The sequence below is a fragment of the Planctomycetota bacterium genome (assembly GCA_016235865.1).
Classification (GTDB): domain Bacteria; phylum Planctomycetota; class MHYJ01; order JACQXL01; family JACQXL01; genus JACRIK01.
Genome location: JACRIK010000033.1, coordinates 21,372 through 40,206, shown reverse-complemented (window position 1 = coordinate 40,206; position 18,835 = coordinate 21,372). Strand labels below are relative to the sequence as shown.

Here is an 18,835-nt window from a genome sequence, read left to right as displayed (position 1 = left end):
TAACCTAATTAAACAGCGCTGTCAACTGAAATGTAATACTTGCGGGCAGTCAATGCTTTGTCCGTGCAGACGTAAGAGATGATTGCCGGAGTAATCCGCGGGATAAGCCAGGAAATCCACGATAACTTAAGGGCCGACCGTAACCTCGCCGCTGGTTCCGTATTTGGCCGCGACATCCTCAGCCCGAATGGTAAATTTCTCGTCCGTGGCTCCAGATACTTCCGCCTTCATGGATAGCTGCGCCACGCCGCTGGCCCAGGGATTGCTGAAAGCAACAGGCTCGCCATCCCAGATGCCGGTTTCATAGAATGCGACAGCCGGTGTCCCGCTGGTAGCGTTGATAGTCATGGTTATTTCAGTAGAAGCGGAGGTAACCGTATTGCTGTATACGTCCTGGGCGGTAATAGTTACGCTGATAGCGGTTCCGCTGACAATGCTATAAGACGCAGGAACCACATAATAATGGTCCAGGGCGGCCGGATTGACGGTGATAGTGGTGGCCGTACTGCTCACGCTTCGGCCGGCAATATCAGTGGCGGTTATCACAGCCGAACCTGAAGTGGTTATCGCCAGATATATGTCAGCCGTTCCGCCGGTTAAAGTATAGGTAGTGGTCGGCGTCCCCAGGGTATTGTCCGTATAGAAGGTCACGCCCGGAGATGAGGTCATGGTAATGCTGAACGGCGTATGGGTGGTAACGGTAACCGTATTGTTGTCGTAGGCCTTAAGGGTTGCGCTTATCGATTCTCCGGCGGTTATAACCGTCGGGGTTATTGTGGTATAAGCATAATATTTTATCGGGCCGGTGACGAATGAATAATACGGCGTGGTGGCGGCGGTGGCGCTGATATTGCCGGTGGCAACCACGGTCCAATAATAACGGGCCGTATCGGTCAGGTTTGCCGAAGCCGGAATACTTGCAGTCCACACGCCCGGTTTTGTGGTAGTGCTATAAATCGGCGTATCGGTTACGCTGGTATCGTCATCCAGGTAAACGGTATACAGGGTTTCGGTGGCGGCATTGGTCCAGGTCAGAGTGGGAGTGAGTGATTCCGAATTAGGTGACAGCTGAGATACATTGCCGGGCAGGTTTTGCGGGCTCTGCAGATCAAAACTGCCGGGCGCAAAGGCGCCGGAACCGGTATAGAAAGAAAACGGCACATTGGACGCAACCAGCGTTCCACTGGCGTTGGTGGCCTTTACCCGCCAATAATAAAGCGTATTGGATGTGAGAGTTGTGGTAACAAGCAAAATCTGGGTGACGTTCGAAGCAAAGGTCGGAGAATAGACAGAATATCCGGCGGCAAACGAGTCATCCTTGCTTATCTCCAACAGATAATTAGCCACATCGGTGGATGGCGTCCAAGTCATGGGAAGCCCGGTGCCGGAGATGCTGCCGGACAGGTCAATGCCAACGGTCATATCGCCGGGCGTGCCCAGGGTAAAAGCGCCCGGGGCCGGGACGCTGCTGCCGCTTATCGGCTCATCCGTGGAGTGTTTGAAGCAGCCGTTTATTGCCACGCTCAATATTATACTGGCCAGTATCATTACTATGGCGCCGGCCATTCCCCATTTTTCTATTTTAAGCATATTCTGCCTCCTTCTTGGTTATTGTTAATATAGCATATTCTATAACTCTAACAAGTAATTTTATTCTTGATTTAATAATAGATTAACCTATAATATGCTGACACAAAATCACCGACAATCAACAGAGGAGGATTTATGAAATATTTTACCATTATCATCGGGCTGTTATTGGTGGTTTCCGTAAGCGTCCTGGGTTATTTCGTAATCAACGACCGAACCAAACCGGTGCAGCCGGCCCCCCAGCTGTTATCGGACACGCCGGGCTTGAAAGAGGAAATCGGCAAACTCCAGACTGAAAATACCGAACTGAAAGACAATCTGGCCAAGCAATACGCCTTTATCCAGAAAATGAAAGAGGACAGCCTGGCGGACAGCGCTCGGATTGCCAAGCTGGAAAAGGAATTCCACGATACCATGGCCATTATCCAGGCATTATTATTGGACAAGAACCTGGCCGGAACGGACAGCTCTGCCAAGGACAAGACCGAGCGGCCGGTGCATCTCCTGGACCCCCTGTTAAACCAGATACTCTCCGGCGAGATATTCAAAGACCCGCAGTTTGCCAAGGTTTTCCAGGAACAGGTGGCCGAGGCCGTCAAGGCCTTCCAGGAAAACGAGCGTAAAGAAGAAACGGAAAAGTTCAAGGAGCAACTCCAGCAACGGCTGGCCAAAAGGATAGAAGAATTCTCCAAGACCTTGAACCTGAATGTTTATCAGCAGCAGGAATTCACCAAGATTCTTTCGGAGAACGGCAATAAGACCATAGACCTGTTTACCCAGTTCCGGGAACAAAAGATATCCCCGGAAGAATTCGGGACAAAACGCGAGGCAATCAGGACCGAATCCAACGAGAAGGTCAAACAGGTTTTACTGCCCGAACAGTTTGAGCAATACCAGAAAGCGGAATTATCATTGTTCAGGGGAATAATGCCCGGGATGGGCCGGGGCGGCGGCAACAACCCGCCGAGACCTCAAGAGCAACCGCAGCAACAGAACAGATGATTATACCACCTTTATTGTATCGCCTACTTTGACGGTCCCGGATTCCACCACCTCGGCAAAAACCCCTTCCAGCGGCATGATGCAATCGCCGACCTTACGGAAGATGGCGCACTTGGTGTGGCACTCCTTGCCAATCTGGGTAATCTTCAAACGGACGGATTCCCCGACCCGCAATTCGGTTCCGATGGGAAGATTCTTAAGGTCTATGCCCTCGGTGGTCAGATTCTCGGCAAAGGAGCCTTCAACTAACTCATAACCTTTTTGACGCATGGTGTCAATCGCTTCATTAGCCAGTAAACTAATCTGCCGGTGCCATTTACCCGAGTGGGCATCGTCTTTTATGCCCAACCCCTTCTCAAGATATGCCGAGCCGATGTTTTTCTTGGGGATGCCCTTCCGGTCGCTGATACAAACGCCTACTATTTTTGCCATACAAAAATAACTAAAGAACAAATAAACTAAAGAACGTAAGAAATGAAAAACAAATATTAAAGTCCTTTAGCCCTTCAGTTCTTTCGTTTATAAGTTCCGCTTTTTCCGCCTGATTTGGCCAGCAGTTTGATTTCGGTTATCCGCATCCCGCGGTCAATGGCCTTGCACATATCATAAATGGTCAGTCCGCTCACCGCGGCCGCGGTCAGCGCCTCCATCTCCACTCCGGTCCGGTCGTATGCCTCGACCGACGCATTTATTTCCAATGTCCTGGGCCGGACCGGTTTTATGTCTATCCGGATATGGGTGATATTTATCGGATGGCACAGCGGGATTAATTTATGGGTCTCTTTAGCAGCCATAATGCCGGCCAACCGGGCGGCTTCTATGACGTTACCCTTCTTTACTTTGCCTGAAGTTATCGTTTTGAGAGTCAAAGGCTTCATTATTACCTTAGCAAAGGCCCGGGCCTGGCGATGGGTGATATCCTTGCCGGCCACATCCACCATCCGAATAGAACCCTTTTTGTCAATATGCGTTAACTTCATTAATTACCCTCCGATTTTAGACATTACATTATCGCGTTTATATGAATGCGCATCAGGTTTGTCCAGTATGGCTTTTCTTATAGATTCTTCAAGCTCTTGCATCCTGATTCTTTCGTCCTTTATCTCTCTCAGGATATGTTTCAAGTCAATCTCTTCATCTGAAAGCAGGCAGGATTTCAGATGCCCGTCCGAGGTCAGGCGCAGACGGTTGCAGGCCGCGCAAAACGGTTGGCTGACCGGCAGGATAAACCCGATCCGACCCTGAGCATTCGGCAGGCGATAATATCGAGCCGGGCCATCGCCGGTCTGGTTATCCGACTTAATCAACTCTCCCAAATCAGCGCTAATCAGTTTCGCTATCTCATCGCCCTTTATAATATCTCCAGCCCTTGATTCCCAATCGCCGCAGGGCATATACTCGATGAAACGAATGGCTATCGGATAATCCAGGGTCAATCTGGCAAATTCCACCATCTCCTTCTCATTATATTCCTTTAACAGCACCGTATTAATCTTGATATTGGCAAATCCGCAGCCCAGCAGGTGTTTCACGCCGTCAATGACCTTGCGTAAGCCGTCCACGCCGGTTATCCGCTTGAAATTATCCCGGTCCAGTGAATTTAGCGCCACATTGATGCCGGCCAGCCCGATTTTACTCAACCGTTCGGCAAAGTCGTCAAGCAGATAGCCGTTGGTGGTCAGGGCCACCTTCTTAACCCCGGGCATGCGCGCCATCTGCTCCAGAAGGCATGTCACATCGCGCCTGACTAAGGGCTCGCCGCCGGTTACCCGGAATTTGGTTATGCCCAATTTGATACAGCCTTTCACCGCCTCAAGAATCTCTTCGTAGGAAAGGACTTCTGACGGCTCTAAGAGCGGCCTGATGCCGTCCGGGGGCATGCAGTAGGCGCACCGGAAATTACACCGGTCTGTAACCGAAACCCGCAAATAGTTTATCTCCCTGCCAAATCTGTCTTGCATAACTGAATACTACCAAATAAGCCCCATATTTTCAAGATTTATTGGTTGACAAATATATCGCAATAAGTAAATTTTATGTAATGCTCACGATTAAGATTAATTCACAGGAAATCAGCGCCCAAGAAGGGCAATCGGTCCTCAGGGCGGCCCTGTCCGCCGGAATTTATATACCACATCTGTGCAGCCATCCGGATTTGGACGATTATAAATGCCTATCGTGCAGCGGCGAACTCAAACCGTCTGAGGCAATCTATCAGGGTAATAAACGCTCCGATGCTCACGAGCGGAGCGCCCCGAACGAAGCATCGGGACGCAAAGCTCATAAATCGACCGGTCTCGAATTGGGCTGTAAACTCTGCCTGGTGGAAATAAAAGGAATACAGGGCCCACAGAAATCCTGCGGAACAATTGTATCCCCGGGCATGGAGGTGGACACTGATACGGAACAAGTCCGCCAGGCCCGGCAGGAGAATCTGGCCCAAATCCTGTCCGAGCATCCGCATAGCTGCCTGACCTGCGCCCAGTCAGAGGGATGCTCCCTGACCCAGTGTTCCAGCAACGTGCCCCAGAACGAACGCTGCTGCCCCAAATTCGGCCGGTGTGAACTCCAGAAAATATCCAAATATGTCGGCATCGCGCCGGCTACCCCGCGCTATATCCCAAAGGAAATCCCGATAATCGAAACCGACCCCCTATTCAGGCGCAATTATAATCTGTGCATCGGATGCCTGCGCTGCGTCCGGGTTTGCAGAAACTTAAGAGGGGTTGACGCGCTCGGATTCATCATTGATAGTGACCGGGCTACAGTCGGCAGTAGAGTATCCTCTCTGTCAGATTCCGGATGCAAATTCTGCGGGGCCTGCGTTGAGGTCTGCCCAACCGGCGCGCTAACGGACAAGATAACCGTCTCCGCAGACCGCAAGAAATCATTAGTCCCCTGCCAGGGCGCCTGCCCGGTCAATATGGACGCGCCTAATTATATCCGCCTGATAAAAGAAGGTAAAACCGACCAGGCCTTTGAGGTCATCAGCCATAAGGTTCCGTTTCCCTCGGTCCTGGGCCGGGTGTGCTTCCATCCCTGCGAGGAGAATTGCCGGAGGAAAGAACTCAACCCCGCACATAACCTTAAACCTGGACAACCCAAAGCAGAGGTTATGTGCGGGGCAAGCGAACCAATTGCAATATGCGGGCTGAAACGTTATGCTACGGAAAATGCTAACCGGTCAGCCAGTCAGCCAGTCAGCCAGTTGACCGGTAGACCGACAGACAGGCCGACAGGCGGACCGCCTATTGCCATCATCGGCTCCGGCCCCTCGGGCTTAAGCGCGGCATACTACTTAGCCCAAAAGGGATACCCGGTCACGGTCTTTGAAGCCGAGTCAGAAATCGGCGGGATGATGCGCTATGCCATTCCTGAATACAGATTACCCCTGTCCGCGCTTAAGAACGACCTTAAGAAAATCACCGAGCATCCTAATATCACCATTAAAACCGATTCCAGATTGGGCCGGGACTTTACGGCTGAATCACTCAAAGAACAGGGCTTTAAAGCAATACTGATTGCCATCGGCGCCCAGAGCCCCAAGAAGATATTAGAAGGTAAAATCACGGCGCCGGTCCTCTGGGGCATTGATTTCCTAAAGAACATCAGGCGCGGCCAGATGAATTCATCACAATTCAAGAATAAGAATATTCTGGTCATCGGCGGCGGTAATGTAGCCATAGACGTAGCTCTATCGGCCAAACGGCTCGGGGCTGAAAAGGTCCAGATGGTCTGCCTGGAATCGAGAGACGAGATGCCGGCGCACGAATGGGAAATCGCCCAGGCGCTGGAGGAAGGCATCACCCTCAACTGCAACTGGGGACCGAAGAATATCTGCCAGTTATCAGAAAATGAATTGGCGCTTGAGGCAGTCCAGTGCACAAAAGTGTTTGACGAGTCAGGCAGGTTCAATCCGTCATTTAATGACAACGTCTGCGATAAATTCCAGGGGAATGTCATTATCCTGGCTATCGGCCAGTCACCGAATACCGAAGGAATAACAACTGCTATCAATCCTAACCGGACTATCAAGGCGGACGGGAATACCCTAGCCACCAACATTCCGGGCATCTTTGCCTGCGGCGAGGCGGCCCATAATCCGTCATCCATCATCGAATCCATTGCCGACGGCCGAAAGGCCGCGGAGAATATTGACAACCACCTGGGCGGTGATGGCGTGATTGACAATCCGATTGATATTCCCGAGGCCAACCACTACCTGGGCCGGGATGAAGGATTTGCCAAACACCAAAGGATAAAGATGTCCTGTATCGCGCTCAGCCAGAGGGATAATAACTTCAACCCGGTCGAAACCGGCTTCACTGACCAGCAGGCAAAAGAGGAAGCCAATAGATGCCTACAGTGCGATTTGCGGCTGACCATCTCTCAGGTCATCTTCCCGCCCGAGGTCTCCAAGACCGGACAGGCCAAGGAGGATTTGGCATTTACCGAAGAGCACATCAAACAGGCGCCGGCCAAAGAAGGCGTTTATATCCTGCTCAATGAAAATAAGGATACCATCCTGATTAAAGGCGCGATAAATATCCGGGAATCCCTGTTAGAACAAGCCAATAACAGCAAGGCCAGATTCTTCCACTATGAAACAGACCCAATGTACACCAAGAAGGAAAGTGAACTGATTCAGGCCTACCTGGCTAAATACGGAAAACTCCCTTCAGGCGGCGATGAACTGGAGGATTTATATTAGACGTTCTTGGAATCCTGCTAAAGCAGGATAAATTCCATGACTTACGACCGAAGGAAGTCCCGTTAGGGAGAACGTCTTATCCCGAGTGCAACGAGGGATTAACCCGCCAAAGGCGGGTCTAAGAGTCAGTATGTTGCGGAGTTTACCCCGCTTATGCGGGGCTCTAACCCCGACAAAAACTGTCGGGATAAGAGCCAGTAACGGTCTTCCGCCCCTTCGGGTCGGACTCCCTAACTGGCTCTAAGAAAATATCAGATTCTACTTGATTTCTTAATTGGCAGTGTTATAATATCTATATAACATTCTAATAATGAAAAGGGCGTCTATGACGCCATAACCATCTAATAAAATATCCCGCCATTCGGCGGGATCTAATGGCGCCAACGGCGCCATAAGAGGAGGATATTATGAAAAAAGCATTGATTGGCCTGATGATAGCGCTCTGCGTGTCATTCCTGGCGCTCAGCCAGTTTGAAGTCTTCTCGCAACATGGCGATGGAACAGGAGGCCGCCCGATGACCAAGGAAGAGCAGGCCGCATACCAGGAACATATGAATGCGGCCAAGCAACTGGCCAGCGAAGGCAAGACTGACGAGGCCATGAAAGCCATAGACAACGCCCTCAGGTGTAAACCCAATGACCCGGCTGCCCTGGCATTACAGGCCAAGATTGCCCCGCAAGTAAAAGGCATGGCTTTCACGACCAAGAATCCACAGGGATACCTGGAATACCGCCATAAGAGAACCGGAATAACCTTTGTCCTGATACCGGGCGGGAAATTCCTGATGGGTTGCAAACCCGGTCCGGGCGGCGGCGAGGGCGAGATTGACAACCCGCCGCACGAGGTGTCCCTAAGCGATTTCCTGATGTCCAAAACCGAGGTGCCCCAGGGCGCCTGGCGGAAAATAATGAAAGAACGCAAAGACAAGACCGACGACAGCCCATCATTCTTCAAGGCCGAAGATGATTTCCCGGTTGAGCAGGTCTCATGGGAGGACTGCCAGAAATTCATAGAATGGTCCAAGGATATCAGGCTGCCCACCGAGGCCGAATGGGAATACGCCTGCCGAGCCGAAACCTCAACCAACTTTTACTGGGGCGATGACGAAGACGTGGAATATATGTGGTATACCAAGAATTCCGGCGCCAAGAGCCAGGCCACCAGCACCAGGAAACTTAACAGCTACGGACTTTACGACATGTCCGGCAACGTCTTTGAATGGTGCAGTGACTGGTATGACGCCAAATATTATTATAACAGCCCCAAGGAAAATCCCCAGGGACCCAAGACCGGAAAGTTAAAGGTGATGCGGGGCGGGTCGTGGAAGAGCCCTGCTTATCCCTGCCGTTCGGATGTCCGCTCCAAAATAGAGCCGAATACCAAAAGCAGCGAAATCGGGTTCCGTTGCGCCAGCGATGTGAAGTAAATCTGTGAACTAAGCGCAGCGTGAGCACGAGCACCTACGGAGCGGAGTGAAATCCGTGGCCTATTTCCGCTCGCACCGTTAGAAGCGACCATCAGCAAAACGATAAAATAACGTATGTCTAATCACCCAATCGTGAACGCTTCTAACGGCGCTCGCCGATGGTAACCTTGACGGACTTTTCCCTGCCGTTGCGGATTATCTTTAATGCGGCAACATCTCCCACCCTGGAGTTGTTAATCAGGTTATATAATTCCTCGGGCGTATTCACTTTCTTGCCGTTGTATTCCAGAACCACGTCACCTTCCCGGAGCCGGGCATCAGCTGCCGGGGAATCCGGAATAACCTCCAGGACAAACACACCCTCGGCCTTTGCCATGCCCAACTCCTTGAGGAGCTGGCCAGAAGACTCAAACCCATACTCGCGGGCCAGGGACTCGTCTATGGCGCCGGTCCTGATCCCTAAAAACGGCCGGCTTATCTTTCCCTTGTCTATCAATTGCTGCATAATGTACTTAGCCCGGTTAATCGGGATGGCAAACCCGATGCCCTGATAGCCGCCGCTCCGGGTGATAATAATAGAATTTATGCCGATAACCTCGCCGGCTAATGAAACCAGCGGTCCGCCGGAGTTGCCCGGATTGATAGCCGCGTCGGTCTGGATGAAATCCGGATAGTCGCCGGCTATCTTGCCGGTGTTACCCAGATTCCGCTTGGCGCTGATTATCCCCGAGGTCACGGTCTGGCCCAGGCCGAAGGGTGAGCCGATGGCCAGGACCTGCTCGCCGATTTCCGCCTGGTCCGAATCGCCCAATATGGCCGGTTGGAGATTATCGGCTTTTATCTTCACCACCGCAATATCGCTGACCTGGTCGCTACCGATGACCTTGCCCATAAACTCCCGTCCGTCATCCAGGGTCACCCTGATTTCATCCATTCCCTGAACCACGTGGTTATTGGTGATGATGTAACCGTCGTTATTGACCACCACGCCTGAACCGACTCCGGCTGACTCGAACTGGCGCGGCACCATGCCCCAGAAGAAATCGTCCACATAACCCTTGAATACCTTTTTGGTGGAGATGCTCACCACGGACGGCCGGACCAGCTTAATCAACTTGACGAACTGCTGTGAGTTATCCTTGAATGACTTGAGCTCCTTGAGCACCGCGCCCCGCTCTTCTTCGGACAAGGTCGGCGTAGCCGCAGCGGAGTCCCGATCATTTCGGGGCGATGCCCTCAGGCAACTGTAATGCTCGTAATACGTGGATATAAAAATACCGATTATAATCCCGGTCAGAATAACCATGGCCAGATATATTTTTTTGTTCATATTATCTTCTCCTCACCCCTCACCTATCCTCTCCCCCAAGGGGAGAGGGAAGGGTGAGGGGGTATTTCTCTTTACTTCGGGTATACCAGTGCTTCTTTCTTGTTATTCCTGATTATCGTCAGATTAACCCTGTTTTTTCCAAGCACGGTCTTAAGCAGGCGCCGGCACTCCCAGGCGCTCTTGACCACCGTATTATTTACATTAATAATGACATCACCCTGCTTCAGTCCCGCTTTTTCTCCCAGGCCTAACGGCTCAACCCTGGTTACTAATACGCCTTCTTTGGTTTCTAATCCTTCTTTTAGCGCGGAATCCTCAATTGCCTCTATGCTCAACCCCAAATCAGTTGCGGACAATGCCGGCGCCTGCGAAGGCAATGCGCCTTCATCCTCGGGCTCGGATACATTAGGCGGTTGATTACCCGGCCGGTTAAACATATCCCTTAATCTATCCATTTCTTTTTGCATATCTCCCCATTGCCGGCTCCAGGATTTACCGAAATCCTTAAATATGTCATCAACGTCAAAGTCGGGAATTTCTATTGTTGTCGGCGGCTTTTCACCGATACCATATTCCCGGGCAATCTCCGGATACTTCTGCTTGAATTCCTCAGGACTGTTGGCCTCGTAGGTCTTGGTGTTCTGCTTGCCATCCTTGTCATATTCGGTAATATTTACGGTAATCTTGCCTGAGCCATCCTGGGACATAGCGAAACTCTTGGTGCCGGGCGTGGCGCCTCTGATGGTAATATTAAAGTTATTCCCGAACTGCTTTAGGGTCGGGCCAATCTTCTTGGATGCCGAATCGTCCGGCTGGGGCTCGCTCTTTTGCTCGGCCTTCTTGATGGCGTTGATAATAATCTTGGAGCGCCAGGCCACTTCAGGACTGTCGCTCTTGGCTGACTCTTCAAGCAACAGCAGGGCCGGCTTGCCGATCTTCTTCAACTCCTCGGTGGCCTTATCGCGCACCGTGATTTCATCCGCATCCAGGTCGCGAATCAGCCGTTTAATCTGCTCAACATCAACCTTTGATTCCTCTTTGGGAGATTCCTTGGGCTGGTTATTGATGATGACCGTTCCGTCTCCGCCCTTGCCGCCCTGACCGGCGCTGCTTTTACCGCCCTCGCCGCCCTGGGTTGATGTCTGGGCATAAACCGATGTCAGGCAAAGCAAACCTATAATAACACCTATAATTATTACTCGTTTCATATTACTTTCCCCCTTCCTGTAAATCGATAATGATATCTGAATTGATATTATATTGTACCACCTTACAGGAAAAAGTCAAGTAAAATGAACAGATGACTTACGGTGAATTGCCGTAAGTCATAGGCCAAAGGACGTCTGTGAATTTTATCCCGCTGAAAAGCGGGATAAAATATAACCTTCAATACTCTAAGTAGTTGACAAATCACTGCATTGTCGCTATATTGGGATATCATCACCATGAATACTAAACTTAGTATCTTGTGCGATAAGTTTATCGAGGCCGGATGGCTGGCTGCCCTGATTCTCACGCCTCTGTACATGAACATCTACAGCCACCGGATGTTCGAGCCGGACAAGGCAACCATAGTCCGCTGCCTGGCGCTCCTGATGCTGGCATTCTATATCACCAAGATAGTGGATACACTCATCACCAGATATCGTTCTCCTGAAACCGCCCCATCTCAGTCCGGGAACAATGTCTTTGCCCATTTTATCAAGACCCCGCTTTTTATCGGATTTGGCTTGTTTGTGCTTGCTTACATTGTATCCGTGATATTCTCAGCCGTGCCCTATAACAGCCTCTGGGGCGGCTATGACCGGATGCAGGGATTATACACCTCAGCCGGATATTGGGTCATATTTCTGATGATTGCCCTGAATCTCAGGACTCGGGCCCAGATAGACCGGATTGTTACGACAATAATATTCACCTCTATTCCTATTGTCGTATACGCTTTTATTCAGAAATTTGGCATGGATGTTATCCCCTGGCAGGCAATGGACCCGTCTATCAGGGTTTCTGCTACATCTGGCAATCCGCATTTCCTGGCAACGTACTTAATAATGATTATTCCTCTGACGCTTTATAGAACTATTTATTCCGCTGGCGACGAATGGCTGTTCCCCCTTCCTCTTATCCTTTATGGCGTGTTGGCTTTGTTACAGATTATTATCGTATTCCTAACCAAAAGTTACAGCGCAATCGTAGTGCTGTTTTTGGGTGTCTCTATTTTCTTTATTATATACGGATTATATTATCGTAAAATATCAGCTATTATAATTAGTATCATTATCTTTATTAGCGGCATCATTTATGTCACCTTCTTTTTTATACCCAAAATCATCACAATAGAAGATTTACCTAAAGGCATCGGGGCAATAAGCACCAGACCGTATACATCAGCCCGAACAAACGTTGTTATGTGGAGAGGCGCCTGGAAACTGATTACGGATAAAGACGTGCCCTATCGATTCTTTATCGGTTACGGCCCTGAGTCGCTTTCCACAGTATTCTACAAAAACTACACCATGGAACTGGCCACATTGGAAGGATCTAATGTCCACGCAGACCGGGCGCATAGTTTCTATCTGGATGTCTGGGTCTGGCATGGTATCATTGGTTTTGTTTTATATCTATTTATTCTCGGCTCTTTACTATACCTCGGCTTCAAGACCATCCGCCTAAAAACACCGCCGAACCAGAATGCGCCGCCAGATAATATTGTCATTAACATGTTAGCGATTGGATTCATCTCAGCCCTTATTACTCATATGATGGAATCATTGGTAAACATCCCTACAACCCAATCCTTTACCTATTTCTGGGTATTTGCCGCAGTGATTTATGGGCTATTCCGCTTGAAATCATCGCCGCAGACAGAAGAAATAACTCCACCTGATACAACAGAAGAACCGGCAAAGGATGAAACCCCGGCCCTTGTGACTATCTACTCCACCCACGACCCGGCTGAGATATCGGTTGTCAGGTTAAAACTCCAGGACAGCGGCATTCCATTCGTCATCCAGAATGAGAACACGCAAAATATGCTCCCGGGCGTGGACGGCTTTGTCCAGGCCCAAATCCAAGTGCTCAGTAATGATGTTGACAATGCCAAACTCCTGTTACAGGGTATAGTCAAAGACGCCGGCCAAATCACGAGTCCAAATATCCTGAATATCCCGAACACCTTTAACTGGCGGCTCTATCTATTCATCGGATATGCCGTTCTGACCATCGCCATAGCGTTTATCCTGTTCTATTTCACCTGGCCTGCAGGAATATTTACGCCGCACATAAAATCCATCAGGGACACCATGCTGGCCATATTCTGCCTCTGGCTGCTGGCCGGCATTATCACAGGCATTATCGCCTGGCCACGCTGGCTATTCTGGACCTATGCTGAACAGACCATACTACTGGCAGTTATTATGGTCCGGCGCTACTGGCCGGATGACTCGACCAATACGGATTTGTTGATGATTTATTCCTGGGCCTGGTTCCTGCTCGGATTGATTATCGGGGCTTTGTCTCTCAGGGATAACCGAAAGCCAATAAAATGGGGCAATCCTGAAGGCGTTATGGCCGGGATAATAACCGTTGCCGCGGCGCTATTTATTATTATCACCGTAAATCTTCCGGTGCTCCGGGCAGACGGTTTCTATAAGTTCTGTTTCAGTTATGACCAAAGCGCTGAAGAAAGTGTCAGGCAGGGTAAAAAAGACGAGGCCTATCAAATCAGGTTGATGTGCATCAGGCATTTCCAGAACGCCCTTAAATTCGCGCCTGACGAACGGGCCTATCTCAACGGCAGTGGCAGAAACTTCCTGGAACTGGCCAAGTTAGCCCTGGACCAAAACGCCAACGCTCCCCATAAGCTTCGTAATGTGCCAAGTGTCAAGGAGCTGGTTGAAAGCGATTTTCTTAAGAGGGGCGCCGATAATCGTCTGTATACTGATTATAATTATCACGACTTTGCCATTTGCAGTTTTTCCTGTATCCAGCGGGCATATGAACTTGACCCCAATAACTATGAACGCCTTATTGCCCTAATAAGGATTTATCGTTATCTCGGCGATATGGAGCGTGACATAGTCAAGATAGAAAAGGCATTAAAGCTCTGCGATGAAGCCCGTCAGGCCAGCCCTCAGAATGATAAGACCGAAGATGAAATCAGGGAACTAAGATTGCGACTGAAGTAATAAATATCCAGTTAGGCCTCGCTTCGCTCGGCAACTCCCTTCGGGCAGCACTCAAAATCCTTTGAGTGCTGGGTCGTATTGGAGAGGATTGCCTAACTGAGTCCCCCGAATGCTTTCGGGGTTGGGATTTCCTCTTTGAAATTCCATACGATAAATCTATGCCCTATCCGCACCAATTTATCAAACTGACCGCAGAAGAACAAAAGAGGTTATTAGCCGAGTCGCAGCGGCTTTTTATGACCGGACAATACAGTAAACAAAGACCACTTAAGGCACTCTATCTTTCAGATAAACGCAAGACATATAAAGATATTGCTAATGAGTTAAAGGTGGATTATCGGAGTGTCAAAAGATGGATTTCTGACTATCGCAAGGGTGGTCTGGATGCATTTATCCGTAAGGGACCTTATCAGAGGCGAACATCAATGAAGGAGAACAAATAGCCTCTGAATGGGAACAAATTTGCCGGGGAAAAGGGGTAATTGTCCCCCTTCAACACCTCTTTTTTTGTCATAACCCCTTGATAAATAAAGGACTCCTATAGACAGGGGGTGTATACCACTATAGGGTGCCATACCCCCCTATGATGGGTGCCATACCCATCCACATCGGGTGCCATACCCGTCCATATTGGGTGCCATACCCATCCATATTGGGTGCCATACCCGTCCATAGCGGGTGCCATACCCATCCGTATTGGGTGCCATACCCGTCCATAGCGGGTGCCATACCCATCCACATCGGGTGCCATACCTATCCGTATCGGGTGCCATACCCATCCATATTGGGTGCCATACCTACTCCCCCCTGCGAAAAATTAGTTCGGTCGGCTGATTATTAAACCAACCCGTTTGATAGAAGCAGGTCTTTATTTGATAGGATTTCTTGGGTCTGACCCTGGGCTGTGATGCGGCCGTGGTTGATTATACCCCGAATATCTTTATTATCAGGCCGGCGACGGCAATGGCAAATCCGGCCAGGGCGTGCGACCATTTCTCCAGAAAACTCCATTGGATTTTAAGCCGATCCATTCCCTTATAGACCAGAATCACTATCACGGTCATGGTCGTGACCGTGACCGTTCCGAATACGGCCGATACCACCCCGACCCCGAACCAATTATAGGTCATGGCCGGGAACATCAGAAGCGGTATCAGCGGCTCGCAGGGTCCCAGGACAAAGATGATAAAGAGCGTCCAGACCGCGGTCATACTGCCCTTGTGGGGATGCGAGTGCGAACTCAGGTGCGGGTGGTGATGGCTGTGGGGCATATCCTCTCCGGGATGCGAATGCGCGTGCTCATGCTGTTTGCGCCTCAAGGCGTATCTGATGCCCCAGATGAAATACGCGATGCCGAATCCGACCAGCATATAAAAGGCAATATCGCCCCGCAATGATTCGATATCCACCAGTTTATTAAGCGCCACGCCGAAAACGCCCCCGATGACCCCCAATATAATAGAAGAAAGAACATGCCCGATGCCGCAGAGGATGGTAATAACCGTGACTTTGGCCAGCGACCACTTGCCGGCCCGGCCCAGCATCAGGAAAGGCAGGTAATGGTCCGGCCCGATGAGGGTGTGGGTAAATCCGATAATCGCCGCGGTGGTGCACAGGGTAATCAACGCCTGGTCTATCATATATCCACCTTTCTGATATCATTGATGTTACATATTATATAATCGTGCTACTAGTATACAAAAAATATCCGCTTATCCGGCCGTGGTCATTATCAGGTCCGAGTGCTTAATACCCTTGACCGACTTGATATTGGTTACCAGTTCAATAATCTCCCTGACCATCCCCTTGACCGCAATAATCTCCAGGCAGTTATTATGGTCCAGGTGGATGTGCTGGGACGAGATTATTATCTTGTCAAAGTTATGCTGGATATTGAGCATCTTGTTGGCCAGCTGCCTGCGGTGGTGGTCATAGACAAATATGACCGCGCCGGCCACGTAGTTGCCGGGTTTCTGCCACTGCTTCCTGACCAGGGCGGAGTTAATCAGTCCCTCTATGGCCTCGGACCGGGTCGGATAGCCCTCGCCGGACACCCACTTGTCAAACGATTTCAGGAGCTCGCCTTCCAGCGACACCCCGATCCGGGCTAATTCTTTCATGCTATGATATATTATTGGTATTACGTTTATTATAATTGTACTACTATTCTATATAATTGTCAAGGATTTTATAATATTTATGCAAAAAATAAACCCAGCCCCTGTGCACAGGGGCTGGGCTTGGTGTATGTTATACCGTGGGCTCCGCTGGTTTTTCAGCAGACGTATCCTGCAATGGTAATGGCTCGCTGATAACCGGTTCACTGCCGGCCTGCAGTTTAACCAGAACCAGGCATTCATTGGCATCCAGTTTGACCACCTCCACCTTGACGTGTTGGTTGGTCTTGAGTTCCTTGGCCTGCTCGTGGGTAATGCCGAATGAGGTATCCTCGGCTGGCCCGGCCTTTTCGGCCTCGCCTTCAATGGTCTTGGGATTAATCAGGGGCAGCAGGCCGTCCAACTGCGGGTCTAATTCCAGCATCAGCCCGCGATTAGAGAGCTTAAGAACCCGCGCCTCTATGGCCTTGCCGGCCGGATATTGTTCCGGTATGGTCGTCTCCCAGGGATTGGGCGTAAGCTGCTTGATGCCCAGAGAAACCCGCTTCTGCGCCGGGTCGATGGAGATAATCACCGCTTCAATCTTATCGCCTTTTTTGATGATGTTCGAGGGCTTAACGGCCTTCTTGGTCCAGACCATATCGGATTGGTGAATCAAACCGTCAATGCCTTCCTCAATCTCGATAAAAGCGCCGTAAGAGGTGACATTCTTTACCCGGCCCTGAATCTTCATCCCGGCTGAATATTTCTTCTCGATATCCACCCAGACATTCGCTTCCAACTGCTTCATGCCGAGCGATATTTCCTGCTTAGCCGGGTTAATCTTGAGGATAACCACTTCAATAATATCGCCGATAGCCACCATCTCGGACGGATTGGATATTTTCTTGGTCCAGGACATCTCGGAGATATGCAACAACCCTTCGATGCCGGGCTCCAATTCCACGAAGACGCCGTAATTGACAATATTGACCACCTTGCCCTTGATCTTCATGCCCTGTTCGTATTTGGCCGCAACTTTTTCCCAGGGATTATCGGAAAGCTGTTTTAAACCCACGAAGATGCGTTCGGTCTGGGGGTCTATCTTCAGGATCTTGACCTGAATGGTCTGGTCAATCGCCACCATTTCCGAAGGATGGCTGACCCGGCGCCAGGACATATCGCCGATATGAAGCAGGGCATCCACGCCGCCTAGGTCAACGAACGCGCCGAAATCGGTGATGTTCTTGACCACGCCCTGGAGGGTGTCGCCTTCCTTTATCTCACCCATGATCTTTTTCTTCATGGCCTCGCGCTGCTTCTCAATAAGCACCTTGCGGGAAACAATGACATTGCGTCGCTGGTTGTCTATCTTGATAATCTTGCATTCGATTTCCTGGTTTATCAGGTTGGTATGGCCGTCCTTGCGGATATCCACCTGCGAGGAGGGCAGGAACGCCAGGACTCCGACATCAACCAGGTATCCGCCCTGGGTCTTCTTGACCACCTTACCCGTGATGGTGGTATTATCGGCGGCGGATTTAACTAACTGTTCCCAGCCGCGCATCCGGTCGGCCTGATTCTTGGAGAGTGAAATCAGCCCGGTCTCGCCTTCCACCTCGGCGATATAGACCTCAACCTCGTCGCCGACTTTTATCTTGTCCGGTCCGCCGAATTCGTCGACCTGTATGAACCCCTCGGATTTATAGCCGATGTCAATAATGGCGGAATTCCCGCTGATATTGACCACCTTGCCCTTGACTATGGTATTGGACTTTATTTCCTTGAGCGATTTCTCGTATAGTTTCAGAGCATCCGCATTGGAAAAGCTCTTTAAATAATCATTGATTTTCTCATCCACCGTTTCGAGCGCAACCCCGTATTTTTGAAAAGCCGATGTAATATTCATTAGATTAGTTCTCCTTTAATTCCTTCCAGGCATCTACGATTGTTTCAATATTACTTTTATCAAGCCACAAGGGCTTGGCAAAACTTACCCGTATCGGTGAAAACCGCACGGGCAGTTTATGACGTCTGGGCCAGGCCTGGTAAGCCCCGTCAACCAGTGTTGGCACAAGAGGCACGTTCGCCCTCTCGCCCAATAAACTCACGCCTTTCCGTATCTCTCCGATTTCGCCGTTTGAGGTCCGGGTTCCTTCAGGAAAAACCACCAACAGCCCGCCTTTTTGCAGGACCTCGATGGCCTGACGCAACCCCGTGGAATCAAAGGTTCTTCGCTCCAGCGGAATCGCATGAAGACTGCGGATAAACCATCCGAAAAACCTGTTGAACTCAAACAACTCCTTCCGGGCCAAAAAATAGACCGGCCGGTTAAGGGTTATGCTGATTAAAGCCGGGTCAAAATAACTCTGGTGGTTGGAGGCAAGCACTGCCCCGCCCTCAGGAATATTGGCCCGGCCAAATGCCCTTAACCCGAAGAATACTATTGCCAGCAATCGGCATATAACGTGAACTAATGAGTAAAGCATATT

Annotated in this window: 15 protein-coding genes; 5 read left to right on the top strand and 10 right to left on the bottom strand. The window is 50.2% G+C overall.

The annotated features are described in order from the left end of the window. Positions 1-126 precede the first annotated feature (126 nt). Positions 127-1,590 (bottom strand): hypothetical protein, encoded by a 1,464-nt coding sequence (locus tag HZA49_10615; protein ID MBI5779887.1) that lies wholly within the window; start codon positions 1,588-1,590, stop codon positions 127-129. Between the two features lie 135 nt (positions 1,591-1,725). On the opposite strand from HZA49_10615, the gene HZA49_10610 reads away from it, so the two are divergent. Continuing rightward, complete coding sequence (locus HZA49_10610) at positions 1,726-2,592, top strand: hypothetical protein (GenBank protein ID MBI5779886.1); 867 nt, start codon at positions 1,726-1,728, stop codon at positions 2,590-2,592. Here HZA49_10610 and HZA49_10605 read toward each other — a convergent pair whose 3' ends face one another. From HZA49_10605 to moaA, 3 genes are all read right to left on the bottom strand, one after another. Continuing rightward, a complete protein-coding gene (locus HZA49_10605) occupies positions 2,593-3,024 on the bottom strand; it encodes an MOSC domain-containing protein (GenBank protein ID MBI5779885.1) in 432 nt (143 codons plus the stop codon). Between the two features lie 74 nt (positions 3,025-3,098). After that, complete coding sequence (moaC, locus tag HZA49_10600) at positions 3,099-3,572, bottom strand: cyclic pyranopterin monophosphate synthase MoaC (protein MBI5779884.1); 474 nt, start codon at positions 3,570-3,572, stop codon at positions 3,099-3,101. Between the two features lie 3 nt (positions 3,573-3,575). Continuing rightward, positions 3,576-4,553: a GTP 3',8-cyclase MoaA gene (gene moaA / locus HZA49_10595; GenBank protein ID MBI5779883.1), complete on the bottom strand. Its 978-nt coding sequence runs from the start codon at positions 4,551-4,553 to the stop codon at positions 3,576-3,578. 80 nt (positions 4,554-4,633) lie between these two features. Here moaA and HZA49_10590 point away from each other — a divergent pair, with 80 nt between their 5' ends. Together HZA49_10590 and HZA49_10585 are read left to right on the top strand one after the other, a co-directional pair. Beyond that, positions 4,634-7,303, top strand: a complete 2,670-nt coding sequence (locus HZA49_10590; GenBank protein MBI5779882.1) for an FAD-dependent oxidoreductase — start codon at positions 4,634-4,636, stop codon at positions 7,301-7,303. 407 nt (positions 7,304-7,710) lie between these two features. Next, the gene (locus HZA49_10585) at positions 7,711-8,730 is read left to right on the top strand and encodes an SUMF1/EgtB/PvdO family nonheme iron enzyme (protein ID MBI5779881.1); all 1,020 of its coding nucleotides are present in this window, start codon (positions 7,711-7,713) and stop codon (positions 8,728-8,730) included. A gap of 142 nt (positions 8,731-8,872) precedes the next feature. Here the strand turns inward: HZA49_10585 and HZA49_10580 are convergent, their stop codons facing one another. Both HZA49_10580 and HZA49_10575 read right to left on the bottom strand, forming a co-directional pair. Further along, positions 8,873-10,060 (bottom strand): trypsin-like peptidase domain-containing protein, encoded by a 1,188-nt coding sequence (locus HZA49_10580; GenBank protein ID MBI5779880.1) that lies wholly within the window; start codon positions 10,058-10,060, stop codon positions 8,873-8,875. 71 nt (positions 10,061-10,131) lie between these two features. After that, positions 10,132-11,268, bottom strand: coding sequence for a PDZ domain-containing protein (locus tag HZA49_10575; GenBank protein MBI5779879.1), 1,137 nt, complete (start codon positions 11,266-11,268; stop codon positions 10,132-10,134). A gap of 237 nt (positions 11,269-11,505) precedes the next feature. Here HZA49_10575 and HZA49_10570 point away from each other — a divergent pair, with 237 nt between their 5' ends. Both HZA49_10570 and HZA49_10565 read left to right on the top strand, forming a co-directional pair. Continuing rightward, the gene (locus HZA49_10570; GenBank protein MBI5779878.1) at positions 11,506-14,247 is read left to right on the top strand and encodes an O-antigen ligase family protein; all 2,742 of its coding nucleotides are present in this window, start codon (positions 11,506-11,508) and stop codon (positions 14,245-14,247) included. 158 nt (positions 14,248-14,405) lie between these two features. Continuing rightward, complete coding sequence (locus tag HZA49_10565; GenBank protein MBI5779877.1) at positions 14,406-14,690, top strand: helix-turn-helix domain-containing protein; 285 nt, start codon at positions 14,406-14,408, stop codon at positions 14,688-14,690. 480 nt (positions 14,691-15,170) lie between these two features. Here HZA49_10565 and HZA49_10560 read toward each other — a convergent pair whose 3' ends face one another. The 4 genes from HZA49_10560 to HZA49_10545 form a co-directional block, all read right to left on the bottom strand. Further along, entirely contained in the window at positions 15,171-15,887 is a 717-nt protein-coding gene (locus HZA49_10560; GenBank protein ID MBI5779876.1) for a sulfite exporter TauE/SafE family protein, read from the bottom strand. 72 nt (positions 15,888-15,959) lie between these two features. Continuing rightward, positions 15,960-16,367, bottom strand: a complete 408-nt coding sequence (gene nikR / locus HZA49_10555) for a nickel-responsive transcriptional regulator NikR (GenBank protein MBI5779875.1) — start codon at positions 16,365-16,367, stop codon at positions 15,960-15,962. A gap of 130 nt (positions 16,368-16,497) precedes the next feature. After that, positions 16,498-18,252 (bottom strand): 30S ribosomal protein S1, encoded by a 1,755-nt coding sequence (locus HZA49_10550; protein ID MBI5779874.1) that lies wholly within the window; start codon positions 18,250-18,252, stop codon positions 16,498-16,500. Positions 18,253-18,256: 4 nt separating this feature from the next. Next, a complete protein-coding gene (locus HZA49_10545) occupies positions 18,257-18,832 on the bottom strand; it encodes a 1-acyl-sn-glycerol-3-phosphate acyltransferase (GenBank protein MBI5779873.1) in 576 nt (191 codons plus the stop codon). Between the last annotated feature and the right edge of the window lie 3 nt (positions 18,833-18,835).

Excerpts from the sequence above, each read along its gene's own strand:
- HZA49_10615 (MBI5779887.1), bottom strand. The coding sequence starts at position 1,590 with ATGCTTAAAATAGAAAAATGGGGAATGGCCGGCGCCATAGTAATGATA.
- HZA49_10610 (MBI5779886.1), top strand. The coding sequence starts at position 1,726 with ATGAAATATTTTACCATTATCATCGGGCTGTTATTGGTGGTTTCCGTA.
- HZA49_10605 (MBI5779885.1), bottom strand. The coding sequence starts at position 3,024 with ATGGCAAAAATAGTAGGCGTTTGTATCAGCGACCGGAAGGGCATCCCC.
- moaC (MBI5779884.1), bottom strand. The coding sequence starts at position 3,572 with ATGAAGTTAACGCATATTGACAAAAAGGGTTCTATTCGGATGGTGGAT.
- moaA (MBI5779883.1), bottom strand. The coding sequence starts at position 4,553 with ATGCAAGACAGATTTGGCAGGGAGATAAACTATTTGCGGGTTTCGGTT.
- HZA49_10590 (MBI5779882.1), top strand. The coding sequence starts at position 4,634 with ATGCTCACGATTAAGATTAATTCACAGGAAATCAGCGCCCAAGAAGGG.
- HZA49_10585 (MBI5779881.1), top strand. The coding sequence starts at position 7,711 with ATGAAAAAAGCATTGATTGGCCTGATGATAGCGCTCTGCGTGTCATTC.
- HZA49_10580 (MBI5779880.1), bottom strand. The coding sequence starts at position 10,060 with ATGAACAAAAAAATATATCTGGCCATGGTTATTCTGACCGGGATTATA.
- HZA49_10575 (MBI5779879.1), bottom strand. The coding sequence starts at position 11,268 with ATGAAACGAGTAATAATTATAGGTGTTATTATAGGTTTGCTTTGCCTG.
- HZA49_10570 (MBI5779878.1), top strand. The coding sequence starts at position 11,506 with ATGAATACTAAACTTAGTATCTTGTGCGATAAGTTTATCGAGGCCGGA.
- HZA49_10565 (MBI5779877.1), top strand. The coding sequence starts at position 14,406 with ATGCCCTATCCGCACCAATTTATCAAACTGACCGCAGAAGAACAAAAG.
- HZA49_10560 (MBI5779876.1), bottom strand. The coding sequence starts at position 15,887 with ATGATAGACCAGGCGTTGATTACCCTGTGCACCACCGCGGCGATTATC.
- nikR (MBI5779875.1), bottom strand. The coding sequence starts at position 16,367 with ATGAAAGAATTAGCCCGGATCGGGGTGTCGCTGGAAGGCGAGCTCCTG.
- HZA49_10550 (MBI5779874.1), bottom strand. The coding sequence starts at position 18,252 with ATGAATATTACATCGGCTTTTCAAAAATACGGGGTTGCGCTCGAAACG.
- HZA49_10545 (MBI5779873.1), bottom strand. The coding sequence starts at position 18,832 with ATGCTTTACTCATTAGTTCACGTTATATGCCGATTGCTGGCAATAGTA.